Here is a 21,095-nt window from a genome sequence, read left to right as displayed (position 1 = left end):
GCTTAACCAGCGAAGGCGACGCCGTACGCGGTGGTCAGGATCGCCGCCCCGAGCAGCACCGCACCGGCGCTGGTGACCCGCCCGCCGAGCTTGCCCTTGCCCGGCGCCAGGTGCAGGAAGAAGCCGCCGGACTGGGCGAGCACGCCGAACAGCAGCAGGAAGCAGACGATCCACAGCGCGGTGCCCGGGAGCCCGGTCTGCCCGAGGATCTGCAGCGCGACCAGCGCGAGAACCAGCAGGACACCGGCGTGCGCGTGGCCGGCGCGGAACATCCCGCGCTGGTGTTCGGTCAGTTTCCGGTCACGCAGGACACCCATCAGCGCGTAGCCGCCGTACATCACCGTGGGCAGGGAAACGAGTGCGATGACGGTGAAAAGTTTGATCGGTTCGTCCATGAGGAAACGATAACACTGTTTTAAAACGCTGTCACGAAACTTTGCCGACGCCGGTGTGCCCGGGGGGGGGGGGGGGGGGGGGGGGGGGGGGGGCACCCGAGCCCGAGGCCGTGTTGCGAAAGCCACTTTCGCAACCTTCAACGTTGCGAAAGTGGCTTTCGCAACGTCACAGCGCGGCCCTAAACCGAGGCCCCCGCCACCATCCCGCGAGCAAGGACCAGGCGAACGTTCCGGAGCGCGGAAAGATCGGCGAGCGGATCGCCGTCGACGACCAGGACGTCGGCGCTCAAACCGGGGGCGAGCCGCCCGGTGACGTCGCCGAGGCCGAGCCCGGCGGCGGAGTCCTCGGTCGCGATCTCGAGGATCCGGCGCCTGTCGAAACCGAGCCATTCGTAGAGTTCGAGGGCGCCGACGGGATCGTCGAAGACCGACCCGGGCAACCCGGCGTCCGTCCCCGCCAGCAGCGGGACACCCAGTTCTTCCAGCCAGGACAGCCGCCCGTAGACGGTTTTCGCGAGTTCCTCGCCCATGCGCTCGGCCAGCATCCGCCAGTTGCGGCTGCTCGTCGAACACGCCGCGATGCCCTCGGCCGCCATGCGCTTGGCGACGCCCTCGCGCCGATCCTGGCACTGGGGCCCGGTCAGCCAGGTGCAGTGCTCGATCGTGCGGACACCCGCCTCGACCGACGCCTCGATCGCGTCGGAGCCGTGGGCGTGCGCCGCGACCGGGAGCCCGTGGCGCGCCGCGTGCTCGACGATCAGGCGCAGCGCCCGGACGTCGAACTGCGATTCCCACATGTCCGCGCCGCCCTCGGTGATCTGGCCGCCGCTGGCCATCACCTTGATCACGTCCGCGCCGGCGGCCGCGTTGGCGTCGATCATGGCCCGGATCGCGTCGTCGCCGTCGACCTCGCCGCCGAAGAAATGGCAGTGTCCTTTGAGGACGGTCAGGGGCGCTCCCGCGGTCAGCAGGCGCGGCGCGGCGGAGCCTTCGAGTTCGGCTCGGACCCGCGCGCCCAGCGCGTCGCGATCGCCGAGGTCCCGCACCGTCGTGACGCCACTGCGCAGCAGCTGTCCCAACCGGTCCTTGGCGCCCGCGCGGAGGGCGTCGTCGTCACTCGCCAGGAAGTTCGGCAGCATCTCGCGGGAGGCGTCGAAAGCCAGATGCACGTGGGCGTTGAACAGGCCGGGCAGCAAAGTCGCGCCGGGGAAGTCGAGCCGTTCCGCGTCCGGCGACGCCTGGACCGTGACTTCGGCGCGAGCGCCTGCCGCGAGGATCCGGCCGCCCTCGACGAGAACGGCGCCGTCTTCGACCGGCGTGCTCGGGCGCGGCAGGACGCGTCCGCCCGTCAGCAGCAGTTGCGCGGTCATGCTTCGCTCCTGGAAACGGCGGCGGACAGGGCCAGCAGCGGCCGGACGTCGGATTCGATGTCGGAGGCGCCGCCCGGGAGCACGAGTTTCGCCCGCCCGTCGGTCTCCTCGCCGGCGGTCTGCCTGGCGATCGCCGTCTTCAGGGCCTCCGCCGCCGCCCGCGGGTCGTCGGCGGCGAGTGCGGTGAGATCGGTTTCCAGGTAAGGGCTCAGCTGCACGAGCCCGTCCCGGATCTCGATCACGCGGCGGTAGTACCGGCGGTGGACCGTACGCGGGCGCCACCGCTCCCACCTGCTCTGTGGCGTGGTCCGGAGCACGATGTTCGGGTAGACCCCGGCCAGTGCGGTCCACAACGGGGTGAGCTCGTCGTGGTGACGCCGGTGCTGATGGCGGCGTCGTAGCGCGGCGAACCGCGCGCGAGCGCCGGGGTAGGTGATCCCGGCCAGGAAGAGCACGATCCCGAGGAGTACCAGCGGGACGGCGACGGTGAGCAGCAGCGGGATCGACGGCCCGAACGCCCACGCGATCACGATGTAGAGCGCGCGGAACACACTGCCGACGGAAAGGCAGATCAGCCCGGCGGCGCTGAGTTTCAGCCCGGTCTTCAGATGGCGGTCCGCGGTGCGGATGTAGCGGAAGATCCACCAGGCGCAGGCGGAGAGGCCGTAGATCAGGTAGATCCCGGCGCCCAGGTAGAACAGCGCCACGCCGGGGATGTGGACGAGCTTCGGGCTCAGCGCGAGCCCGCGCACCTCCGGCGGGGTGAGGGACATGGCGACCAGCATCAGCGCGATCGCGCCGGACAGCGGGATCAGTTCGAAGAGGACGCGCTTCGGGCGGCGCGGGCCCAGCGCGGAACCGAGGAAGACGATCAACAGCGCGCACACCCCGATGGCGAGCATGATGTTGTTGACCAGCCGGCCTGTGCCCTTGCCGGTCAGGCCGTCGAGCCAGCCGACGATCACCTTCTGCTGGGCGAGGAAGGAGCCGGCGACGCAGACGATCGTGATGGTGATCGCCCAGTTCGGCAGCAGCCGCGGCGCCCGGTACGTCTGGTAGATCCGCCAGGCGAGCGCGGTCGCGAACAGCACCATCGCCACGACGTTGATGGGGGAGAACAGTGAGGTCACAGCCACCCTTGATGGTCGCCCAGCGCGCCTTGGACACGGCGGACGTCATCGTCGTCGGCGCGACGGGGAATCGTGTAGTTCAAGACCGACGCCCATTCGAGGATGATGGTCGCCACGGTCTCGGCTTCCCATTCGTGCGCCTCATCGTAGGAGGTGCGGCGTAAAGCGCGGTGTACCGCGTCGCCGTCGAGGCCGGGGGCGGGGCCGCGCAGGAAGTCGGCGGGTTCGGCGTCGCCGCCGGGATGGTGATCGGCGAGCATATGCCCGAGTTCGTGCAGGATGATGTGATCCTGGTGGGACTTCGTGGTCTCCTGCTGGAAGAAGATGTAGTCCGCCGAACCGGTGGCGATCCAGCAGCCGAACGGGCCGGGGACCTCCAGCGGATACGGCATCAGCCGGATCGGCCTGCCCCGCTGTTCGCCGAGCCGCTCGCAGAGCACGCCGACGTCGAGCGGCGGCTCGATGTCGAGCTTGTTCAGCATCTTGCGGCAGCGTTTGCGGAGCTCGCGTTCCTTCATCGGCTTTCGTCCGGCTGGTCGCGCTCGGCCCGTTCGTATCGCTCGACGAGCTCCAGCAGGTCCATCACCTGGCGACGGCCCTGCGGGGAAAGCTCCTGCGCGCGCATGGCCATGAGCTTCGCCTCTCCGACGGGCTGCGCTTCCTGGTCTTCGAAGAAGTAGGTGATCGGAACGCCGAACAGTTTCGCCAGCGCCTCGACGTAGTGGATCTTCGGATTGACGCGTTTACCCGTGGCGAGCTGCTGGAGGTACGCGGGCGACATGGTGGGCCCGCCGGCGCGATCGATCGCCGCGGACAGCTCGCGATAGCTGTGCGGGGCGCCTTCGTTCGCGCGCGCCGAATCGATCAGCGCGCTCAGTTTCTGGGCGAAGGTCTGGTACGGCGACATGACCCCCCATCCGTTCACTGGTCCCGTTCCGTAGTGGGAGTGTAACGCGATACAGCCTGTCCGCAGCTGTTGACAGCGCATGTATGCAGTGGTTTACAGTTGTCAAGCGGTTTCGTGCCGTGTCCGGTCTCTCACTCCGGAATCCGTGCCCTGGGGGTGTACGGACGCCGGAGTGAGAGCCGTTGTTCCCGGTGGGTGCACAAGATCGTGCCGGATGTAGTACGCTGAGGCGGCCAAGGTCGATCGCCGTCACGGCGAACCCTTGGTCTCGGCCTGTTGCCGGAGGTCGACCCCCAGGGCTTCCGGTGACAGGCCCCTTACTTTTCTCCCGCGTTTCGTCAGGGCATCAGCGTGGCGGCCAGGGTGCCGCCCAGTTCGAAACAGGCTTCCAGATCCGCTTTGCCCGGTTCGCCGGTGACGAGCACCGGGGAAGCCGCGCTCTCCCAGCCGAGTCCGGTCGTGATGGCCTCGATCCCGCGCACGGTGCCGGACGTGTCGTTGTTGCCGTGCACGAAGAACCCGAACGGCCGTCCCCGCGTGGAATCCAGGCACGGGTAATAGACCGTGTCGAAGAAATGCTTCAGCGCGCCGGACATGTAACCCAGATTCGCCGGGGTGCCGAGCAGATAGCCGTCGGCCTCCAGGACGTCGGGCACGGTCGCGCCCAGCGCCGCGCGGCGCACGACGTCGACGCCCTCGATGTCCGGATGGTTCGCGCCGGAAAGCACGGCTTCGAACATCGCCTGCGTCGAGGGCGACGGCGTGTGGTGGACGATCAGCAGCTTCGGCATGTCAGGCCAGCCGGGACTCGATGTCGGTTCGCAGCGCGGACAGTCGCGCGTCCGCGGCCGCGCGCGCCTGGGCGAGATCGCCGGAGACCGGCTCCTTGATCTGCAGATACGCCTTCAGCTTCGGCTCGGTCCCGGAAGGCCTGATCACGACGCGCAGACCCTCGCCGGTCAGGCGGAGGACGTCGGCGTCGGGCAGGAGGTCTTCCATCGTCACGTCGGTGCCGCCCAGCGACGCCGGGGGAGTGGCGCGCAGGCCGGCCATCAGCCGCTCCCGCACCGACAGATCGGTGACCCGCAACGAGACCTGATCCGTCACGTGCACCCCGTGCTTCACGGACAGTTCGTCGAGGACGTCCAGTGGTCCCCGGCCGGCAGCGCGCAGGGAGGCGGTCAACGACGCGGCGAGCACGGCGGCGGCGATGCCGTCCTTGTCGCGTACGAAGCCGGGGTTCACACAGAGGCCGAGGGCTTCTTCGTAGGCGAACACGAGCCCTTCACCCGCGCGGACCAGCCATTTGAACCCGGTCAAGGTCTCCGCGTAACGCGCCCCGGATTCCTTCGCGACGTCGCCGAGCATCGACGACGACACGATCGTCGTGGCCACCAGCGGATCGGTTGTGTCCACTGTGGACAGGACATGCCAGCCGAGTAGCACGCCGGTCTCGTCACCGCGCAGCATTCGCCACGAACCGTCCCGCTCGCGCACGCCCAGCGCGCAGCGGTCGGCGTCGGGGTCGAGCGCGATCGCCAGCTCAGCGTCCACTTCGGACGCCAGCGCCAGCAAAAGGTCCGTCGCGCCCGGTTCCTCCGGATTCGGGAAGGCGACCGTCGGGAAGTCGGGATCGGGTACGGCCTGCTCGGCCACCAGGTGGAGGTCGCCGAAACCGGCGCGTTCGAACGCGGCGCGCAGGGTGTCCGCGCCGACGCCGTGCAACGCCGTCGCGGCGATCTTGACCTCGCGCTCCGGGCCACGCGGCAGAAGCGCGACCTTCGCGAGGTACGCGTCCAGGAGTTGGTCGCCCAGCACCTCGGCGCCCGGCTCGCGGGGCACGCTGATCGCCGGGGGAGCGGCTTCGATGGCCCGCTCGATGAGCCCGTCCGAGGGCGGGACGATCTGTCCGCCGGACGCGTCGTAAAGCTTGTAGCCGTTGTCGGCCGGGGGATTGTGCGACGCGGTGATCTGGATGCCCGCGACCGCGCCGAGTTCCAGCACGGCGAACGCGAGCACCGGGGTGGGCAGCGGTCCGGGCAGCGACTTCACCGCGAACCCGGCGGCCGTCAGCACCTCGGCGGCGGCCTTGGCGAAGGCCTCCGAACCGTGCCGCGCGTCGCGGCCGACCACCACGACCCCGCCCGAATGTCCTTGCGCGGCCAGCCAGGCCGCGACCCCGGCCGTGGTCCGGGTGACGACCGCGACGTTCATCCCGTTGGGGCCCGCGCGTACCGGGCCGCGCAGCCCGGCGGTGCCGAATTCGAGCGGGCCCGCCATCCGGTCCGCGAGCTCGTCCGCCGCACCGGCTTCGCCGCCCATCGCGCGCGCGAGGATGTTCTGCAGCTCGACGCGGGAATCGTCGTCCGGGTCGTCGGCGATCCAGCGGAACGCCCGATCCCGCAGCTCCGAAGTCAAGGAAGTCGTCACCGAGTCAGCCTACGGGTACGTTGGGGAGGGTGCGATTGATCTTCACTTCTCTGGTGAGTCATGGTCATCTCTATCCCCTACTACCGCTCGCCGTCGCCGCTCGCGACGCCGGGCACGAAGTCCTGTTCGCCACGGGTGACGACATGCTCCCGGTGGTCGAAAAGGCCGGGCTGGCCACGGAAAGCGCCGGATTCGGCATGCACGAGGCGTTCGCCTCGTTCTTCGGCCCCGACGCTCAGCCCCGTGCCAAGGACGCCCCTCCCGAGTCCTTCTATCCGGTCATCGGGCAGGTTTTCGGGAACGTGCTGCCGCGGCGGTTCGTCGCCGATCTCATGCCGGTGCTGGAGCGGCACCGTCCCGATCTCGTCGTCTACGAAAGCGGCAACGCCGGGGGCGCCATCGCCGCCCGGCTCGCCGGAATCCCCGCGATCGGGCACGGTTTCGGCCGGTTCTCGCCGGACGAGCTCATGGACGTCATCCACGGCCGTCTCGCGGAATTCGCGGCGGAGGTCGGTTTCGAGGGCGTGACGCTGCCGTCCTTCGGCGACCCGGTCGTCGACATCTGCCCGGAATCGGTGCAGGCGCCCGATTTCCTGGCGAAAGCGAACAGGATCCCGTTGCGTCCCGTCGGCTGGGCGGAGCCGGGAGATCTCCCGGTGGGCGTGGCGGGGCGGGACACGAGCCGTCCGCTGATCTATCTCACCCTCGGCACCGCTTTCGGTGACGAGGACGTGTTGAAGCGGGCTATCGGCGGGCTGGCGCGGATCGACGCGGACGTCATCGTCGCGGCGGGGCCGACGGTGCAGCCGGAGCAGCTGGGTGAAGTCCCCGGCAACGTCCGCGTCGAGGTGTGGGTGCCGCAGGTCGACCTCCTGCCGCACGTCGATCTCGTGGTCCACCACGGCGGCAGCGGGACGACGCTGGGGGCCTTCGGCGCCGGGCTGCCGCAGCTGGTGCTGCCGCAGGGGGCGGACCAGTTCACGAACGCCGAAGCCGTGGTCGCGGCCGGTGTGGGCGCGCGGCTGCTCGGTGGCGACGCCGTCGAGGACGTCATCTTCGAGCAGGCGCGAAAGCTGCTCGCCGACGAAGCGGTGCTCGGCGCGGCGCGGAAACTCGCCGACGAGGTCGCCGCGATGCCGTCACCCGCGGAGGTCGCTCAGCGGCTTCCCGAGTTCGCCGGCTGAGAAGCGCGTGAAGGCCCCCTTCCCTCGGCTCAGCCGAGGGAAGGGGGCCTTCACGCGCAAAGGGATGTCAGGCGCGGGCGACGAGTTCCTTGAGCAGGGTGCCCATGCGGGTGGCGGACTGGCGTCCCGCCTCCAGGACCTCTTCGTGGTTCAGCGGTTCCCCGGTCATCCCGGCCGCCAGGTTGGTGACCAGCGAAAGCCCGAACACCTCGACCCCGGCGGCGCGGGCGGCGATGGCCTCCAGCACCGTCGACATGCCGACGAGGTCGGCGCCGAGCGTCCGCAGCATGTGGATCTCCGCGGGCGTCTCGAAATGCGGCCCGGTCAGCCCCGCGTAGACCCCTTCTTCCAGCGAAGGGTCGATCTCGCGGGCGAGGTCGCGCAGCCGCTTCGCGTACAGATCCGTCAGGTCGACGAAGTTCGCGCCGACGATCGGCGAGCGCGCGGTCAGGTTCAGGTGGTCGGAGATCAGCACCGGCTGCCCGACCCGGAAGCCCTCGCGCAGGCCGCCCGCGGCGTTGGTCAGCAGCACCGTCCTGGCGCCCGCCGCCGCGGCGGTGCGGACGTTGTGCACGACCGGGTCGATCCCCTTGCCCTCGTAGAAATGCGTGCGGCCCAGCAGGATCAGCGCGCGCTTCTCGCCGACGCGGACCGATCGGACGGTGCCCCCGTGCCCGACCGCGCCCGGCGCGACGAATCCGGGCAGTTCGCCCAGCGGGATCTCCGCTTCGGGCTCCCCGATGACGTCCGCCGCCGGGCGCCAGCCCGAACCCAGCACGACGGCGATGTCGTGCTTCTCGACGCCGGTGCGTTCGGCGATGGCGGCGGCCGCCGCGACCTCGTTCTCACTCATGCGACGAGCGTATCCGGACGGTTCTCACGAGCAGGAACGCCACCAGCCCGAACGGGGACAGGAAGATCGTGAGCGCCAGGATCGGGCCGGTCACCAGCGGGTGGATCCGGTGCTCGCGGGATTCGAGGTACATCCAGCGGGCGATGAACAGGTCGAAGGCGATCAGATGGGCCCAGATCGTGGCCGCCCCGTACGGCGTGCCGGTGAACGCGCTCAGCACGTCGAGGTCGGGTCTGCTCACCGCGGTCCAGAGTTCGCCGAGATGCGCGATGGCGAGCACGAAGTACGGGATCAGCGGCAGCAGCGGCGTCCAGGGCGAGGCCATGATCCGGCGGGTCCACGACCAGCCCGGCAGGAAGATCATCAGCAGCCAGAACGGCGTCGCCAGCGGGAAGGTCCAGGTGAACAGCGTCTCGACGCTCATCGCGACGATGCCTCCAGCTCCCGCGCCGGCCGCCCGATCGCGATTAGCCCGCTAAAGGCGACGCCCGCCACGAGCAGGGCGAAGGCGGTCAGGGTCTGGGAGTCGGGGGCGACGATCGATTGGCCGCGCAGCGCCTGCCAGGTGAGCAGGGCGAGAAGGCCCGCGTAGCCGGCGCCGGCGATCACCACGAGCCGCAGCCTGAGGACGTCGTCGCGAAGCCGCGGGTAGCGCGCCGCCAGGACGCCGAGGGCGAACGCGAGCAAGGGGAGGACCTGTAGCCCGTGCAGGCCGAGGAAATGCGGGATCCGCAGGTCGCCGCCGACCGTGCTCCAGCCGAGGATCGGCAGGCCGGGGCCGCCGTCGGGGAGCCCGACGGTATGCGCGCCGATCATCGCGGACTGACCGGTCGCGTCGAGCATGGCCTGCTGTTCCGGGGTCGGGTCGGTCATCAGCGTGGCCAGCGAGAGCCCGAGCACGCCGAGGATCGCGCCGATCTTGGCCGCCCACGCCGTCGCCCGATCGGGGAGCCGGAGGAACAGGACGGCGATCGTCAGCACGAGGTTGACCACCCACAGCACGGCGATCGTCCCGGCCATGACGGCGAAGATCGTGGCGTCCAGCGGGGTCTCGTTGTTGAAGTGACTCGCGCGGACGCGGACGGTCTGGACCACCATCAGCGCGTACTCGATGCTGAAGCACACGACGAGGACGTTCGTCAGCCAGTACGCGGTCCGCCGGAACTTCGGCAGGAGCGAGACGAGCCAGCTCCAGGTGAAGAAGTACAGCGCCGCGGAGACGGCGAATTTGAACAGTTTCGCCCAGAGCGGCGCGCCGTTCAGCGTCCGCTGGTCGATCAGCATGGCGAGCACGCACAGCACCGTGATCACGGCGAAGGCCTGGGCCAGGCGATACGAACCGCGGTGCCAGGTGCGGGTTCTCTCGCGGAGATCGGTCAAGATGGTCATGGGTCCCTCCCAGAATGGATAGTCAAGCTCTCCGTTATGGGAACCTAAGCTATCCATCCTGAGAAATCTTCAGGGATGACCCTGGAACCGTCCCCGAGATCGGAGAACGCACGCGTGCGGATGGCCGAACTGAGCGAGAAAGCCGGGCTCCCGGTCGCCACGATCAAGTACTACCTGCGGGAAGGGCTGCTCCCGCCGGGCGAGCGGACCAGCCCCAACCAGGCGAAGTACGGCGAGGGGCACGTCCAGCGGATCAAGCTGATCAGGGCGCTGATGGAGGTCGGCGGCCTGTCGCTCGCGACGGTCGGCGAGGTGCTCGCCGCGGTCGACGCCGGGGAAGCCAGTCCCCACCACATCCTCGGCATCGCCCAGCAGAGCATCACACCCCCGCGGCAGGTCGCCGACGACGAAGCCCGCGAATGGGCGCTCGCGACGGTCCGGGACCTCACCGAGCGCCGCGGCTGGCCCTGCAAGGATGACGACCTGGTCATCCAGGCGCTGGTCGGCGTCCTGTGCACGATCCGCGAGGTCGGGCACGGCTGGTATCTCGACCACCTCGACGACTACGCCGAGATCGCCGACCGGACCGCCGAGCTGGACTTCGAAGCGATCGCCGGGCTCGAGTCGCTGGAGCAGATCATCGAGATCGCCGTCGTGGAGACGCTTCTCGGGGACAGGCTGCTCTCGGTGTTGCGGAGGTTGGCGCAGCAGCGTGCGTCGAAGGCGTACTTCGCCCAGCGCGACTGAAGGACGCTTCTGGTGTGTCGGTGCGGGGCGAGGCGAACGTGCCGGTTCGCGAGTCGATCATGACCCTCGCGCAAAGCGCCCAAATAGGACGCATCCAGGGGTCCCGGAGTCCTTTGTGGACGATCGGCGTCGTGATCGGCTTGCCACGGAGACCCTGTCTTGGCGGGCGGTGGACCCCTCCCGGCTAGCCGTCGACGATGAACGACAGCGCCACCGGCTCGAAGATCGCGGTCTTCGCCGAGTTCTCCTGCTCGATCGGCGACGTCACCGAGAGGATCCACAGGTCGGTGCCGCCGGCGAACAGGTCCATGTACGTCGTGCGCGTGATGCTCTCGTTCACGGCGTCGCGGCCCCCGGCGGCACGCTCGGTCGTCCGGTAGGTGTACCGCTGGCTGCCCTCGCCCCGGCCGGGCACGGTGGCGGGGTCGCCGATCGGGGCGATCTCCGGATGCTGGCTCTTCAGCCAGCTGAAGTAGGCGGGCGGCGGGCTGTCGGCCAGGAAACCGGTCAGCCGCTCGACCCGGATGACCTGGCGGCCGTCGGGCGAGACGTACTGGACCACGGTGCTCGGCACCCCCCGCGTGACGTGCGGCGCGACGAACTTCAGCCAGCCTTCCGGGACACCGATGCTGAACCGGCCGCCCTTGAGGCCGTTCACCGTGCTGGCGTCACCCTGCTGTGTGATCAGTTTCGGCGGCGGCTGAGTGACGATCGTGTCGCCCTGCTGCAGCTTCTCCGGTGGCCGCAGGTCCTGCCCGCCGACGGCCCTGGCCAGTACGAATCCGCCTCCCGCGGCCAGCAGGAAGAGGACGATCGACGCGAGCGCCAGCACCACGGTGGCCACGGTGGACCGGCCAGGCGGGCGAGGCGGCGTCGGCGTGACGGTCGGCATCGGCGCGAGTTCGACGGGAGGCGCCGGCTCGGGCTGGTTCAGGAACGGCAGCGGGCCGGGGTCGGCGGCGAGTTCGGAACTCGTGCCCTCGCCTGGCTTCTCCGGCGCGACCGGCTTGATCACCTGGGTGTCGGTCGCGTCGAGGTGCGCGGTGGTCTTCTTGCCGTCGGGCGTGTGGAACAGCTCGGCGGGGAAGAGGTCGATGAGCGTCTTGGCCTGCAACGGGTACAGCCGTCGCCGCACCTCGCGCAGGGTGATCCGCTTCGACGGCTCCTTCTTCATGAGCGCGCCGATCACGTCGGCCAGCGGACCGGGGCCGGGCTTCGGCACCTTCCCGTTGACGACCTTGCCGACCGTTTCGAGCGGGTCGCCGTCCGCGTCGTAGGGCGGCGAGCCCTCGATGGCGGCGAACAGCGTCGCGCCGAGACCCCATAGGTCGGCGGCGGGGACGACGGCGCCGCCGGACGCGACCTCGGGCGCGATGTAGGCGGGCGAGCCCAGCATCATCCCGGTCCTGGTCATGGTGGCTTCGGAGACGTTGCGCGCGATGCCGAAGTCGGTGAGCTTGATGCGGCCGTCTCCCGCGACGAGGACGTTGCCCGGTTTGACGTCACGGTGGGTGATACCGGCGGCGTGCGCGGCTTCGAGCGCGGACGCCACCGCGATACCGACCGCCGCCGCCTGCTCCACCGTCAGCGGCCCGTGGTCGCGCAGGATGTGCGCGAGACTGCGCGACGGCAGCAGCTCCATGACCACGAACGGCTCGTCGTTCTCGCGCGCGACGTCGTGCAGGATGATCACGTTCGGGTGACTCAGGACGGCGATCGCGCGGGCTTCGCGCAGGGTCCGTTCGCGCAGTTCGTCGGCCTGCGAGGCCGGGACGCCGGGCGGGAGGCGGACCTCCTTGACCGCGACGGGGCGGTGCAGGAACTCGTCGTAGGCCGACCAGACCGTGCCCATCGACCCTGATCCGATGACCGAGCGCAACCGGTATCGGCCGGCGACCACTCGCTTCTCGTCGCCGGGACTCTCGCTGGGCTCGGGGGTGTCGGACGGCACGGCCCAATTGTGTCGTATGCCCGTGTGACGGACCCATGCGCCGTGCCCTGTCGGAGTGAACAGGCCACCCCCTCGGCGCGACTAGCGTCACAGGTGACGCCACTTGTGGGCCGTTAGCATCGATGGCTATGACGGAAGTGGCCGAGACGGAGTCAGTGCCGACCCGCGGCGAGCCCGACGCGCCCGAGGAGCTGGAGCTCGCGGCGGAGTTCCCGGAAGCGAGCCGGGACCAGTGGCGGGAACTCGTGGCCGGCGTGCTGCGCAAGAGCGGCGCCATCGACGAGTCGTTCGACGGCCTGCCCGAAAGCAAGCTCGTCACCCGGACGTACGACGGCCTGGAGATCCAGCCGCTCTACACCGCCGAAGACGCCGTCGAAGGGACGGGTTTCCCCGGTCTTCCGCCGTTCGTGAGAAGCGCCCGGCCCGAGGGCGCGGTGACGACCGGCTGGGACGTCCGCGCCCGGTACGCGCGCCGTGACGCCAAGGCCACGAACGCCGCGATCCTCGCCGACCTCGAAGGCGGCGTCAGCTCCATCTGGCTGCGCGCCGGCGCGACCGGCGTCCCCGTCGCCGATCTGGGTGACGCGCTGAACGAGGTCTACGTCGACCTCGCGCCTGTCGTCCTCGACGCGGGTGACGAGTACGAAGCCGCCGCGAACGAGTTGTTCGCCCTTTTCGCCGAACGCGAGATCCCGGCGAGCGCGGTCACCGCGACCCTCGGCGCCGACCCGATCGGGTCGACCGCGCGCACCGGTTCGGCGCATCCGCTCGCCCCCGCCGCGGAACTGGCGGCGCGGGTCGCCGTCAGTCACCCGAAGGTGCGGACGATCGTCGCCGACGGTCTCCCGTTCCACGAGGCGGGCGGCTCGGACGCGCAGGAACTCGGCGCGACCATCGCCGCGGGCGTCGCGTACCTGCGGGCGCTCACCGAAGCGGGGCTGGACGTCGACACCGCCGCGGGTCAGATCGAGTTCCGGCTCGCCGCCACCGCCGACCAGTTCCTCACGATCGCCAAGTTCCGTGCCGCGCGGCGGCTCTGGGCCCGCGTCACCGAGGTTTCCGGCGGCAAGGCGTCCGGGATGCGGCAGCACGCGGTCACCTCGCCCGCGATGCTGACCCAGCGTGACCCGTGGGTGAACATGCTGCGGACCACACTCGCCTGTTTCGGTGCCGGGGTCGGTGGCGCGGACGCGATCACCGTGCTCCCGTTCGACGCCGCGATCGGTCAGCCGGACGCGTTCTCCGCGCGGATCGCGCGCAACACGCACGCGGTGCTGCTGGAGGAGTCCAAACTGGCCGGTGTCATCGACCCGGCCGGCGGCTCCTGGTACGTCGAGAACCTCACCGAGGACTTGGCCAAGGCCGCGTGGCGCGAGTTCACCGCCATCGAAGCGGCGGGCGGGATCGAGGCCGAACTGGCCTCCGGCGCGCTCGCCGCGCGGCTCGCCGAGACCTGGGAGAAGCGGTCGAAGCGGCTCGCGACCCGGCGTGATCCGATCACCGGCGTCAGCGAATTCCCCAACCTGACGGAGAAAGCGGTCGTCCGCGACGCCGTCGAAGACCTGCCGGGCGGCGGCCTGCCGCGGCACCGGTACGCCGAAGCGTTCGAGGCCCTGCGGGACCGCGCGGACGCGCATCCGAGCCGTCCTCGCGTCTTCCTCGCCACGCTCGGCCCGGTCGCGGCGCACACCGCGCGGGCGAGTTTCGCGGCGAACCTGTTCCAGGCTGGCGGGATCGAGGCCGTGAACCCCGGTGCGCCAGAGGACGTCATCGCGGAATTCCGGGCCAGCGGAACGAAGATCGCCTGCCTCTGCGGAAGCAATACCTCCTACGCGGAGGAAGCCGGCAGCGTCGCGAAGGCCCTGAAGGAAGCCGGTGCCACGTCGGTGCTGCTCGCCGGTAAACCCGGCGACCACCCGGACGTCACGGGCTACCTGTACACGGGCTGCGACGCCCTGGAAATCCTGACCGGCACGTTGACCGAGCTCGGAGTGCAGTGATGACCATCCCGAACTTCGCCGGAATCGAACTGGGCGGCCCCGACCCCGCCGACCGTCCTCAGTGGACCGAAGCACTGCACGCCGCCACCGGCAAGGGCCCGGACGCGCTCGCCTGGGAGACGCCGGAAGGCATCGGCGTCAAGCCGGTCTACACCGCCGACGATCTGTCCGGAGTGGACTTCCTCGGCACGTATCCGGGTATCGCGCCGTATCTGCGCGGCCCGTACCCGACGATGTACGTCAACCAGCCGTGGACCATCCGCCAGTACGCGGGTTTCTCCACCGCCGAGGAGTCGAACGCCTTCTACCGCCGGAATCTCGCCGCCGGGCAGAAGGGCCTTTCGGTCGCCTTCGACCTCGCGACGCACCGCGGCTACGACTCCGACCACCCGCGCGTCGCCGGTGACGTCGGCATGGCGGGCGTCGCGATCGACTCGATCTACGACATGCGCCAGCTCTTCGACGGCATCCCGCTCGACAAGATGAGCGTTTCGATGACCATGAACGGCGCCGTCCTGCCGGTGCTCGCGCTGTACGTCGTCGCGGCCGAGGAACAGGGGGTCACGCCGGACAAACTGGCCGGGACCATCCAGAACGACATCCTCAAGGAGTTCATGGTCCGCAACACCTACATCTACCCGCCGCAGCCGTCGATGCGGATCATCTCGGACATCTTCTCGTTCACCTCGCGGAACATGCCGAAGTACAACTCGATCTCCATCTCCGGCTACCACATGCAGGAAGCCGGGGCGACCGCCGACCTGGAGCTGGCGTACACGCTCGCGGACGGCGTCGAGTACATCCGCGCCGGAGTCGAGGCCGGGCTGGACGTCGACAAGTTCGCGCCCCGCCTGTCCTTCTTCTGGGCGATCGGGATGAACTTCTTCATGGAGGTCGCGAAACTCCGCGCGGCGCGGCTCCTGTGGGCGAAGCTGGTGAAGGGCTTCGAGCCCAAGAGCTCGAAGTCTTTGAGCCTGCGGACGCATTCGCAGACGTCGGGCTGGTCGCTGACCGCGCAGGACGTCTACAACAACGTCGCCCGCACCTGCGTCGAGGCGATGGCGGCGACCCAGGGGCACACGCAGTCCTTGCACACCAACGCCCTCGACGAGGCGCTGGCGCTGCCGACCGACTTCTCCGCGCGCATCGCGCGGAACACGCAGCTGCTGCTGCAGCAGGAATCCGGCACCACGCGCGTGATCGACCCGTGGGGCGGCAGCGCGTTCGTCGAGAAGCTGACCTACGACCTCGCGCGCAAGGCGTGGGGCCACATCACCGAGGTCGAGCAGGCGGGCGGGATGGCGAAGGCGATCGACGCCGGTATCCCGAAGCTGCGCATCGAAGAGGCCGCGGCGCGGACGCAGGCGCGGATCGACTCCGGCCGCCAGCCGGTGATCGGCGTCAACAAGTACCAGGTCACCGACGACGAGCAGATCGACGTGCTCAAGGTCGACAACGCGGGCGTGCGCGCGCAGCAGTTGGAGAAGCTGCGGCGGCTGCGCGAAGAACGCGACGAGGACGCCACTCAGGACGCGCTGCGGCGGCTCACCGCCGGCGCGGAGTCCGACGGGAACCTGCTCGCGCTGGCCATCGACGCCGCCAGGGCGAAGGCGACGGTCGGCGAGATCTCCGACTCGCTCGAGAAGATCTGGGGGCGTCACTCCGGCCAGATTCGTACCATCTCCGGTGTGTACCGCGAGGAGGTCGGCAAGACCGAGAACGTCGAGCAGGCGCGTGAACTCGTCGAGAAATTCGCCGAGGAGGAGGGCCGCCGTCCCCGGATCCTGGTCGCGAAGATGGGCCAGGACGGCCACGACCGCGGCCAGAAGGTGATCGCGACCGGCTTCGCCGACATCGGCTTCGACGTCGACGTCGGCCCGCTGTTCTCCACTCCCGGCGAGGTCGCGCGACAGGCGATCGAGGCCGACGTGCACGTCATCGGCGTCTCGTCGCTGGCGGCCGGGCACCTTTCGCTCGTGCCCGCGTTGCGCGCCGAGCTCGCCGAACAGGGCCGCGAGGACATCATCGTCGTGGTCGGCGGCGTCATCCCGCCGCAGGACTACGAAGAGCTGCGCGCGGCGGGCGCGGCGGCGATCTTCGGCCCCGGCACGGTGATCGCCGAAGCGGCGATCGACCTCATCGGACAGCTGACCGCCCAGGAGTCCTGAACCTTGCCGCGCAAGATCGACGTCGGGGCGCTCGCCAAAGGCGTCCTCGCGGGTGACCGCGGCCTGCTGTCCCGGGCGATCACGCTCGTCGAGTCCAACCGGGAGGACCACCGGGCGCAGGCGCAGGAGTTGCTGGTCGAGCTGCTCCCGCACGCGGGCGGGGCGCGGCGCGTCGGCATCACCGGAGTCCCCGGTGTCGGCAAGTCGACCTTCATCGACCAGCTCGGCACAGATCTGACCGGGGCCGGGCACAAGGTCGCCGTGCTGGCCGTCGACCCGTCGTCGACGCGGACCGGTGGCTCGATCCTCGGTGACAAGACCCGGATGGCGCGCCTCGCGGTGGACCCGAAGGCGTTCATCCGCCCTTCGCCGACTTCGGGCACGCTCGGCGGCGTCGCGCGGGCGACCCGCGAGACGATCGTGCTGATGGAAGCGGCCGGATACGACATAGTGCTGGTCGAGACCGTCGGGGTCGGACAGTCCGAGGTGACCGTCGCGAACATGGTCGACCATTTCCTGTTCCTGACCCTGGCCCGCACCGGCGACCAGTTGCAGGGCATCAAGAAGGGTGTCCTCGAACTGGCGGACGTCATCGCGGTCAACAAGGCCGACGGCGACCACGAACGCGACGCGAAACGCGCGGCCCGGGAACTGGCCGGCGCGCTGCGGATGATCTACGGGCGGGACGCCGAGTGGACGCCCCCGGTGCTGACCTGCAGCGCGCTCACCGACGTCGGACTCGACGAGGTTTGGGCCGAAATCGGTCGTCACCGCGACGTGTTGACCGCTTCGGGTGAACTGGACGAACGGCGACGGCGGCAGCAGGTGGAGTGGACCTGGTCGATGGTCCGCGAGCAGCTCCTCGGACGGCTCGCTTCGCATCCGGACGTGCGAGCGGTCGTTCCGGACGTCGAACGGGCGGTCCGGGACGGTGAACTGACGCCGACGCTGGCCGCGCAACGGATTCTGGAGGCGTTCTCCGGTCCTCCGCGTGGCGGCTGACGCGGGAACCCGGCAGAGTGCAGAATCGGGTTCGCGCCACGCCGTCGAAAGGGAGTCATGCCGAAAAGGTCTCGTCTCGGGCAGCTTGCCGGGCTCGTCGCCGCCGGGCTGGTCGTCTGCGCGCCTGTCGCGCAGGCTGCGCCGTTCTCGGAGATCCAGGCATCCGCGCCGGTGATCGCGCAGGCCGCGGCCGTGCACGAGGTGCCGTCGCAGGCGCCCCCGGGTCCGGTGCTCGACCCCGCCGAGACCGACAAGGCCAACAGCCAGGAGACCAAGCGGAAGATCATCGCGGGCGTCGCCGCGGCCATCCTGCTCGGTCTGGTGATCCTCGGCCGCCGCGCGCGTTCCAAGAAAAAGAAGTCCTGAACCGCTACCGGTAAGTAGAAGGACTCTCCGCTTAGCCCGGGCCGAACTCTCGCAGCCGTTCATCGCAGATCCACTACCGGCCGTCTCCGCCTCGATCACTCGACGAGCGGCTTGTCATCTGCATGGTGCACGATCTATCGCAAATGCGTATCACAGATCGAACGGCACCCAGCGTGCCTTCAGCGACCACTCGTACGGTGGTAGACGAAGGTGACAGTGTCGCGGGAGGAGGTGCGGCGTGACGGTGCTCGATTCACGTCCGGACATTCCAGGCGACCCCGAGGGTCGCGTCGTTGCCCCTATAGAGGCGCCCACCGCGCTGATTTCCGAGGCCGGCGTCAGCATGGCACCTGTGCATGACCTTGGTGCCGGACGCGGCCCCTTCTGGCTCGACGACTGGCTCCGCGCGAACGCCACCGACGTCGTCGCGTGGCGCCGTCACATCCACGCGCACCCGGAGCTCTCCCGCCACGAGTTCGCCACGACCGAACTGGTCATGTCCCTGCTCCGCTCGGTCGGGCTCAAGCCATGGGTGCTCCCCACGGGCACCGGCGTGGTCTGCGACATCGGCAGCGGCGACCGCTGCGTCGCGCTGCGCGCCGACATGGACGCCCTGCCGCTGACCGAGGCCACCGGGCTCCCGTACGCCTCCAAGACCGACGGCGCCGCGCATATGTGCGGGCACGACGCGCACACCGCGATCCTGCTGGGTGCGGCGCGGGCGCTGGCCGGCGCGCCCGAGCTGCCCGGCCGCGTGCGGCTGATCTTCCAGCCCGCCGAGGAGGTCATGCCCGGCGGTGCGCTGGACATGATCGCCGCGGGCGCGATGGAAGGCGTCGAGCGGATCTACGGGCTGCACTGTGACCCGCGGCTCGAGGTCGGCAAGGTCGGCCTGCGCGAAGGCGCGCTGACCTCGGCCGCCGACCTCATCGAGCTGCGGCTCACCTCGCCGGGTGGGCACACCTCGCGGCCGCATCTGACCGCGGACCTGGTGCACGCGCTGGGCACGGTGATCACGTCGCTGCCCGCGGTGCTCTCGCGCCGGGTCGACCCGCGATCCGGGACCGTGCTGGTCTGGGGCGCGGTGCACGCCGGGCAGGCCGCCAACGCCGTCCCGCAGGACGGGGTGCTGCGCGGCACGCTCCGCACCGCGGACCACGAGGTCTGGACGATGCTGGAGCCGCTCGTCGCGGCTTCGGTGGAGTCGCTGCTCGCGCCGACCGGCGTCGGGTTCTCGCTCGACTACCGCCGCGGCGTGCCGCCGGTCGTCTCCGATCCGGAGTCGCACGCGCTGATGCGGGCCGGCGTCGAGGCCGCGCTGGGCGAGACCGCCGTGGCCGGGACCGAGCAGTCGTCCGGCGGCGAGGACTTCGGGTGGTACCTGGAGCACGTCCAGGGCGCCTTCGCGCGCCTCGGCGTCTGGTCCGGTGAAGGCCCGATGGCCGACATCCACCGCCCGACCTTCGTCCTCGACGAGCGTTCGCTGCTGTGCGGTGTCCGCACGCTGGTCCACACCGCCCTGGCCACCCTGGCCTGACGTCCACCCAATCACGCGTGTCGTCCACCTGGTCACAGGTGTTCGCCACTTCCGGTGTCGAACACCTGTCCACAGGGTTATCCACAACCTTGGAGTTATCCACAGGTGTGGATGAGCGCCCTTTCCTAAGGCTCTGAAACCGGCGATCCTCGAAGTCATGATCGACTGGGGAGGACGACATGGGGCGGTCTCGCGTAGTGAGGCCGACGAGGTTCTGGGGCGTCGGAGGGTCCTCGAAGGATTGGCCACCGGTGTCCTCGTTCAGCCATGGCGGGGCGTGGTCGTGCATGCCGCGGATCTGCTCGAACTGACCACCCGGGCTCAGGCCGCTCTGCTCGTGGTGGGGCAGCCGGCGGCGCTTTCCGGAGCTACAGCCCTTGCGCTGCATGGGATTTCGGCCGTGGACGACACGAGCATCCACGTGACGGTGCCCTTCTCGCGGCGGATCAAGTCGAAGCCGGGGTTGATCGTCCATCAAGCCGATTTCCAGCCCTCGGATGTCATCGAGCTCGAGGGGCTCGCCACGTTTTCCTTGGACCTGGCCCTAGCCGGTTTCCTCTGTGACGGAGACAAGCGAACCGCGTTCGCCGCGCTGGACGAGGCGATGCACGGCCTTGCGCCGGACCACGTCCGAGCCCTGCGTACGAACGTTCTGGACAGGGTCGTGGACCGCCGCGACCGGCGAGGTATCCACAGGGCCCTCATGCTGCTCGACCTGGCGACCGGCAAGGCGGATTCCCCGCCGGAAAGCATCATCCGGTTGATCGTCGCCGAGGCGGGGTTCCCGATACCGGAGGCACAGTACGAGATCACCACGATCGACGGCCGGACGCTGTACGTGCTCGACATGGCGTGGCCGTCGCGGCGGATCGCCCTGGAGTACGACGGCTTCGCCGCTCACGAGGGGCGCCAGGACTACGACGCCGAGCGAGACGCGCGGATGGCTGGACGAGGGTGGATCACGATCCGGGTGTCGGCGGCGGACCTGCGTGATCCTCAACGTTTCTTGGCCGAGCTGTCCAGGGCGTTCGAGAGGCGCGCGGTCGCGTGATCAGATGGACGACACGTGTGATTGGACGGACGACACGCGTGATCAGATGGACGACACGCGTGATCAGGCGGACGTAACTCGCGAGGTCAGCCGGAGATGCCTTGGCAGGGGCGGGTGCGGAGGGCGTCGACGTAGTCGGCGGGGGCGCCGGCGGCCTCGGCCGCGTCGGCGAGGACGCCGAGGTAGCGCGCGGACGGGAGGCCGCCCTCGTAGGCGTCCAGGACGTACAGCCACGCCAGCACCGAGCCGTCCATGGTCTGCACGCGCAGGCGGATCTTGGAGTGGATGCCCAGCTCGCCGCCTTCCCAGCGGTCGAGGTTGGGTTCGTCCAGCGAGGTGACGTCGTACAGCACCACGAAGACCCGGGAAGCCGGGTCTTCGACGATGGTCGCCAGCGCGCCTTCCCAGCCGAGGTCTTCGCCCCCGAAGGTCAGCCTCCAGCCCTCCAGCCAGCCGGTGCCGGCCATGGGCGAGTGGGGAGCGCGCTCCAACATCTGGGAGGGCTCCATATTGGATCCATACGCGGCATACAACGGCACGGCGACAGCCTAGCGACCCACCGGTCACCCGGCTGGACGTACATGCCGTGTCCGGCCACTCAATCCGCCCAACGGT

20 protein-coding genes are annotated in these 21,095 nt (G+C 69.7%); 8 read left to right on the top strand and 12 right to left on the bottom strand.

The features are described from left to right. Positions 1–2: 2 nt before the first annotated feature. The 7 genes from H4W30_RS36610 to H4W30_RS36580 form a co-directional block, all read right to left on the bottom strand. The gene (locus tag H4W30_RS36610; protein ID WP_192746700.1) at positions 3–395 is read right to left on the bottom strand and encodes a hypothetical protein; all 393 of its coding nucleotides are present in this window, start codon (positions 393–395) and stop codon (positions 3–5) included. Between the two features lie 179 nt (positions 396–574). After that, positions 575–1,765 (bottom strand): amidohydrolase family protein, encoded by a 1,191-nt coding sequence (locus H4W30_RS36605; protein ID WP_192746699.1) that lies wholly within the window; start codon positions 1,763–1,765, stop codon positions 575–577. After that, positions 1,762–2,895 carry an MAB_1171c family putative transporter gene (locus H4W30_RS36600; RefSeq protein ID WP_192746944.1) on the bottom strand — a complete coding sequence of 378 codons (1,134 nt, stop codon included), beginning with the start codon at positions 2,893–2,895 and terminating at the stop codon, positions 1,762–1,764. Before H4W30_RS36600 ends, H4W30_RS36605 begins: the two co-directional genes overlap by 4 nt. Beyond that, complete coding sequence (locus H4W30_RS36595) at positions 2,892–3,413, bottom strand: hypothetical protein (protein ID WP_016331300.1); 522 nt, start codon at positions 3,411–3,413, stop codon at positions 2,892–2,894. The genes H4W30_RS36600 and H4W30_RS36595 overlap by 4 nt, the downstream gene beginning before the upstream one ends. Then, positions 3,410–3,802, bottom strand: a complete 393-nt coding sequence (locus tag H4W30_RS36590; protein ID WP_126735232.1) for a helix-turn-helix domain-containing protein — start codon at positions 3,800–3,802, stop codon at positions 3,410–3,412. Before H4W30_RS36590 ends, H4W30_RS36595 begins: the two co-directional genes overlap by 4 nt. 338 nt (positions 3,803–4,140) lie before the next feature. Beyond that, positions 4,141–4,593: a flavodoxin family protein gene (locus tag H4W30_RS36585; protein ID WP_192746698.1), complete on the bottom strand. Its 453-nt coding sequence runs from the start codon at positions 4,591–4,593 to the stop codon at positions 4,141–4,143. Between the two features lies 1 nt (position 4,594). Continuing rightward, the gene (locus H4W30_RS36580; protein ID WP_192746697.1) at positions 4,595–6,232 is read right to left on the bottom strand and encodes a phospho-sugar mutase; all 1,638 of its coding nucleotides are present in this window, start codon (positions 6,230–6,232) and stop codon (positions 4,595–4,597) included. Positions 6,233–6,261: 29 nt separating this feature from the next. Between H4W30_RS36580 and H4W30_RS36575 the strand changes: the two genes are divergently transcribed. Beyond that, on the top strand, positions 6,262–7,416 hold the full coding sequence (locus H4W30_RS36575) for a glycosyltransferase (RefSeq protein WP_192746696.1): 1,155 nt from the start codon (positions 6,262–6,264) through the stop codon (positions 7,414–7,416). Positions 7,417–7,483: 67 nt separating this feature from the next. On the opposite strand, the gene H4W30_RS36570 is transcribed toward H4W30_RS36575, so the two are convergent. From H4W30_RS36570 to H4W30_RS36560, 3 genes are read right to left on the bottom strand one after another with little or no spacing between them, the layout of a single operon-like run. Next, positions 7,484–8,269: a purine-nucleoside phosphorylase gene (locus H4W30_RS36570; protein ID WP_126735229.1), complete on the bottom strand. Its 786-nt coding sequence runs from the start codon at positions 8,267–8,269 to the stop codon at positions 7,484–7,486. Further along, complete coding sequence (locus H4W30_RS36565; protein ID WP_192746695.1) at positions 8,262–8,693, bottom strand: ABA4-like family protein; 432 nt, start codon at positions 8,691–8,693, stop codon at positions 8,262–8,264. The genes H4W30_RS36570 and H4W30_RS36565 overlap by 8 nt, the downstream gene beginning before the upstream one ends. Beyond that, entirely contained in the window at positions 8,690–9,658 is a 969-nt protein-coding gene (locus H4W30_RS36560) for a hypothetical protein (RefSeq protein WP_192746694.1), read from the bottom strand. The genes H4W30_RS36565 and H4W30_RS36560 overlap by 4 nt, the downstream gene beginning before the upstream one ends. 75 nt (positions 9,659–9,733) lie before the next feature. Here H4W30_RS36560 and H4W30_RS36555 point away from each other — a divergent pair, with 75 nt between their 5' ends. Then, positions 9,734–10,405, top strand: coding sequence for a MerR family transcriptional regulator (locus H4W30_RS36555; RefSeq protein WP_225949981.1), 672 nt, complete (start codon positions 9,734–9,736; stop codon positions 10,403–10,405). Between the two features lie 184 nt (positions 10,406–10,589). Here H4W30_RS36555 and H4W30_RS36550 read toward each other — a convergent pair whose 3' ends face one another. Further along, the gene (locus H4W30_RS36550) at positions 10,590–12,356 is read right to left on the bottom strand and encodes a serine/threonine-protein kinase (RefSeq protein WP_192746693.1); all 1,767 of its coding nucleotides are present in this window, start codon (positions 12,354–12,356) and stop codon (positions 10,590–10,592) included. 128 nt (positions 12,357–12,484) lie between these two features. Here H4W30_RS36550 and H4W30_RS36545 point away from each other — a divergent pair, with 128 nt between their 5' ends. The 6 genes from H4W30_RS36545 (at position 12,485) to H4W30_RS36520 (ending at position 20,480) form a co-directional block, all read left to right on the top strand. Further along, a complete protein-coding gene (locus tag H4W30_RS36545; protein ID WP_192746692.1) occupies positions 12,485–14,356 on the top strand; it encodes a methylmalonyl-CoA mutase family protein in 1,872 nt (623 codons plus the stop codon). Next, entirely contained in the window at positions 14,356–16,524 is a 2,169-nt protein-coding gene (scpA, locus tag H4W30_RS36540; protein WP_192746691.1) for a methylmalonyl-CoA mutase, read from the top strand. Before H4W30_RS36545 ends, scpA begins: the two co-directional genes overlap by 1 nt. A 3-nt stretch (positions 16,525–16,527) precedes the next feature. Then, positions 16,528–17,526, top strand: a complete 999-nt coding sequence (meaB, locus tag H4W30_RS36535) for a methylmalonyl Co-A mutase-associated GTPase MeaB (protein ID WP_192746690.1) — start codon at positions 16,528–16,530, stop codon at positions 17,524–17,526. Positions 17,527–17,583: 57 nt separating this feature from the next. Next, positions 17,584–17,892 (top strand): hypothetical protein, encoded by a 309-nt coding sequence (locus H4W30_RS36530; RefSeq protein ID WP_192746689.1) that lies wholly within the window; start codon positions 17,584–17,586, stop codon positions 17,890–17,892. 238 nt (positions 17,893–18,130) lie between these two features. Beyond that, entirely contained in the window at positions 18,131–19,429 is a 1,299-nt protein-coding gene (locus H4W30_RS36525; RefSeq protein ID WP_192746688.1) for an amidohydrolase, read from the top strand. A gap of 157 nt (positions 19,430–19,586) precedes the next feature. Next, on the top strand, positions 19,587–20,480 hold the full coding sequence (locus tag H4W30_RS36520) for an endonuclease domain-containing protein (protein WP_192746687.1): 894 nt from the start codon (positions 19,587–19,589) through the stop codon (positions 20,478–20,480). 86 nt (positions 20,481–20,566) lie between these two features. Here the strand turns inward: H4W30_RS36520 and H4W30_RS36515 are convergent, their stop codons facing one another. After that, positions 20,567–21,019 carry a gamma-glutamylcyclotransferase gene (locus H4W30_RS36515; protein WP_192746686.1) on the bottom strand — a complete coding sequence of 151 codons (453 nt, stop codon included), beginning with the start codon at positions 21,017–21,019 and terminating at the stop codon, positions 20,567–20,569. Positions 21,020–21,095: the final 76 nt, after the last annotated feature.

The organism is Amycolatopsis roodepoortensis (assembly GCF_014873915.1).
GTDB classification, from domain to species: domain Bacteria; phylum Actinomycetota; class Actinomycetes; order Mycobacteriales; family Pseudonocardiaceae; genus Amycolatopsis; species Amycolatopsis roodepoortensis.
Note: the sequence above shows the minus strand (reverse complement) of the source record. Positions and strands in the feature narration are given on the sequence as shown.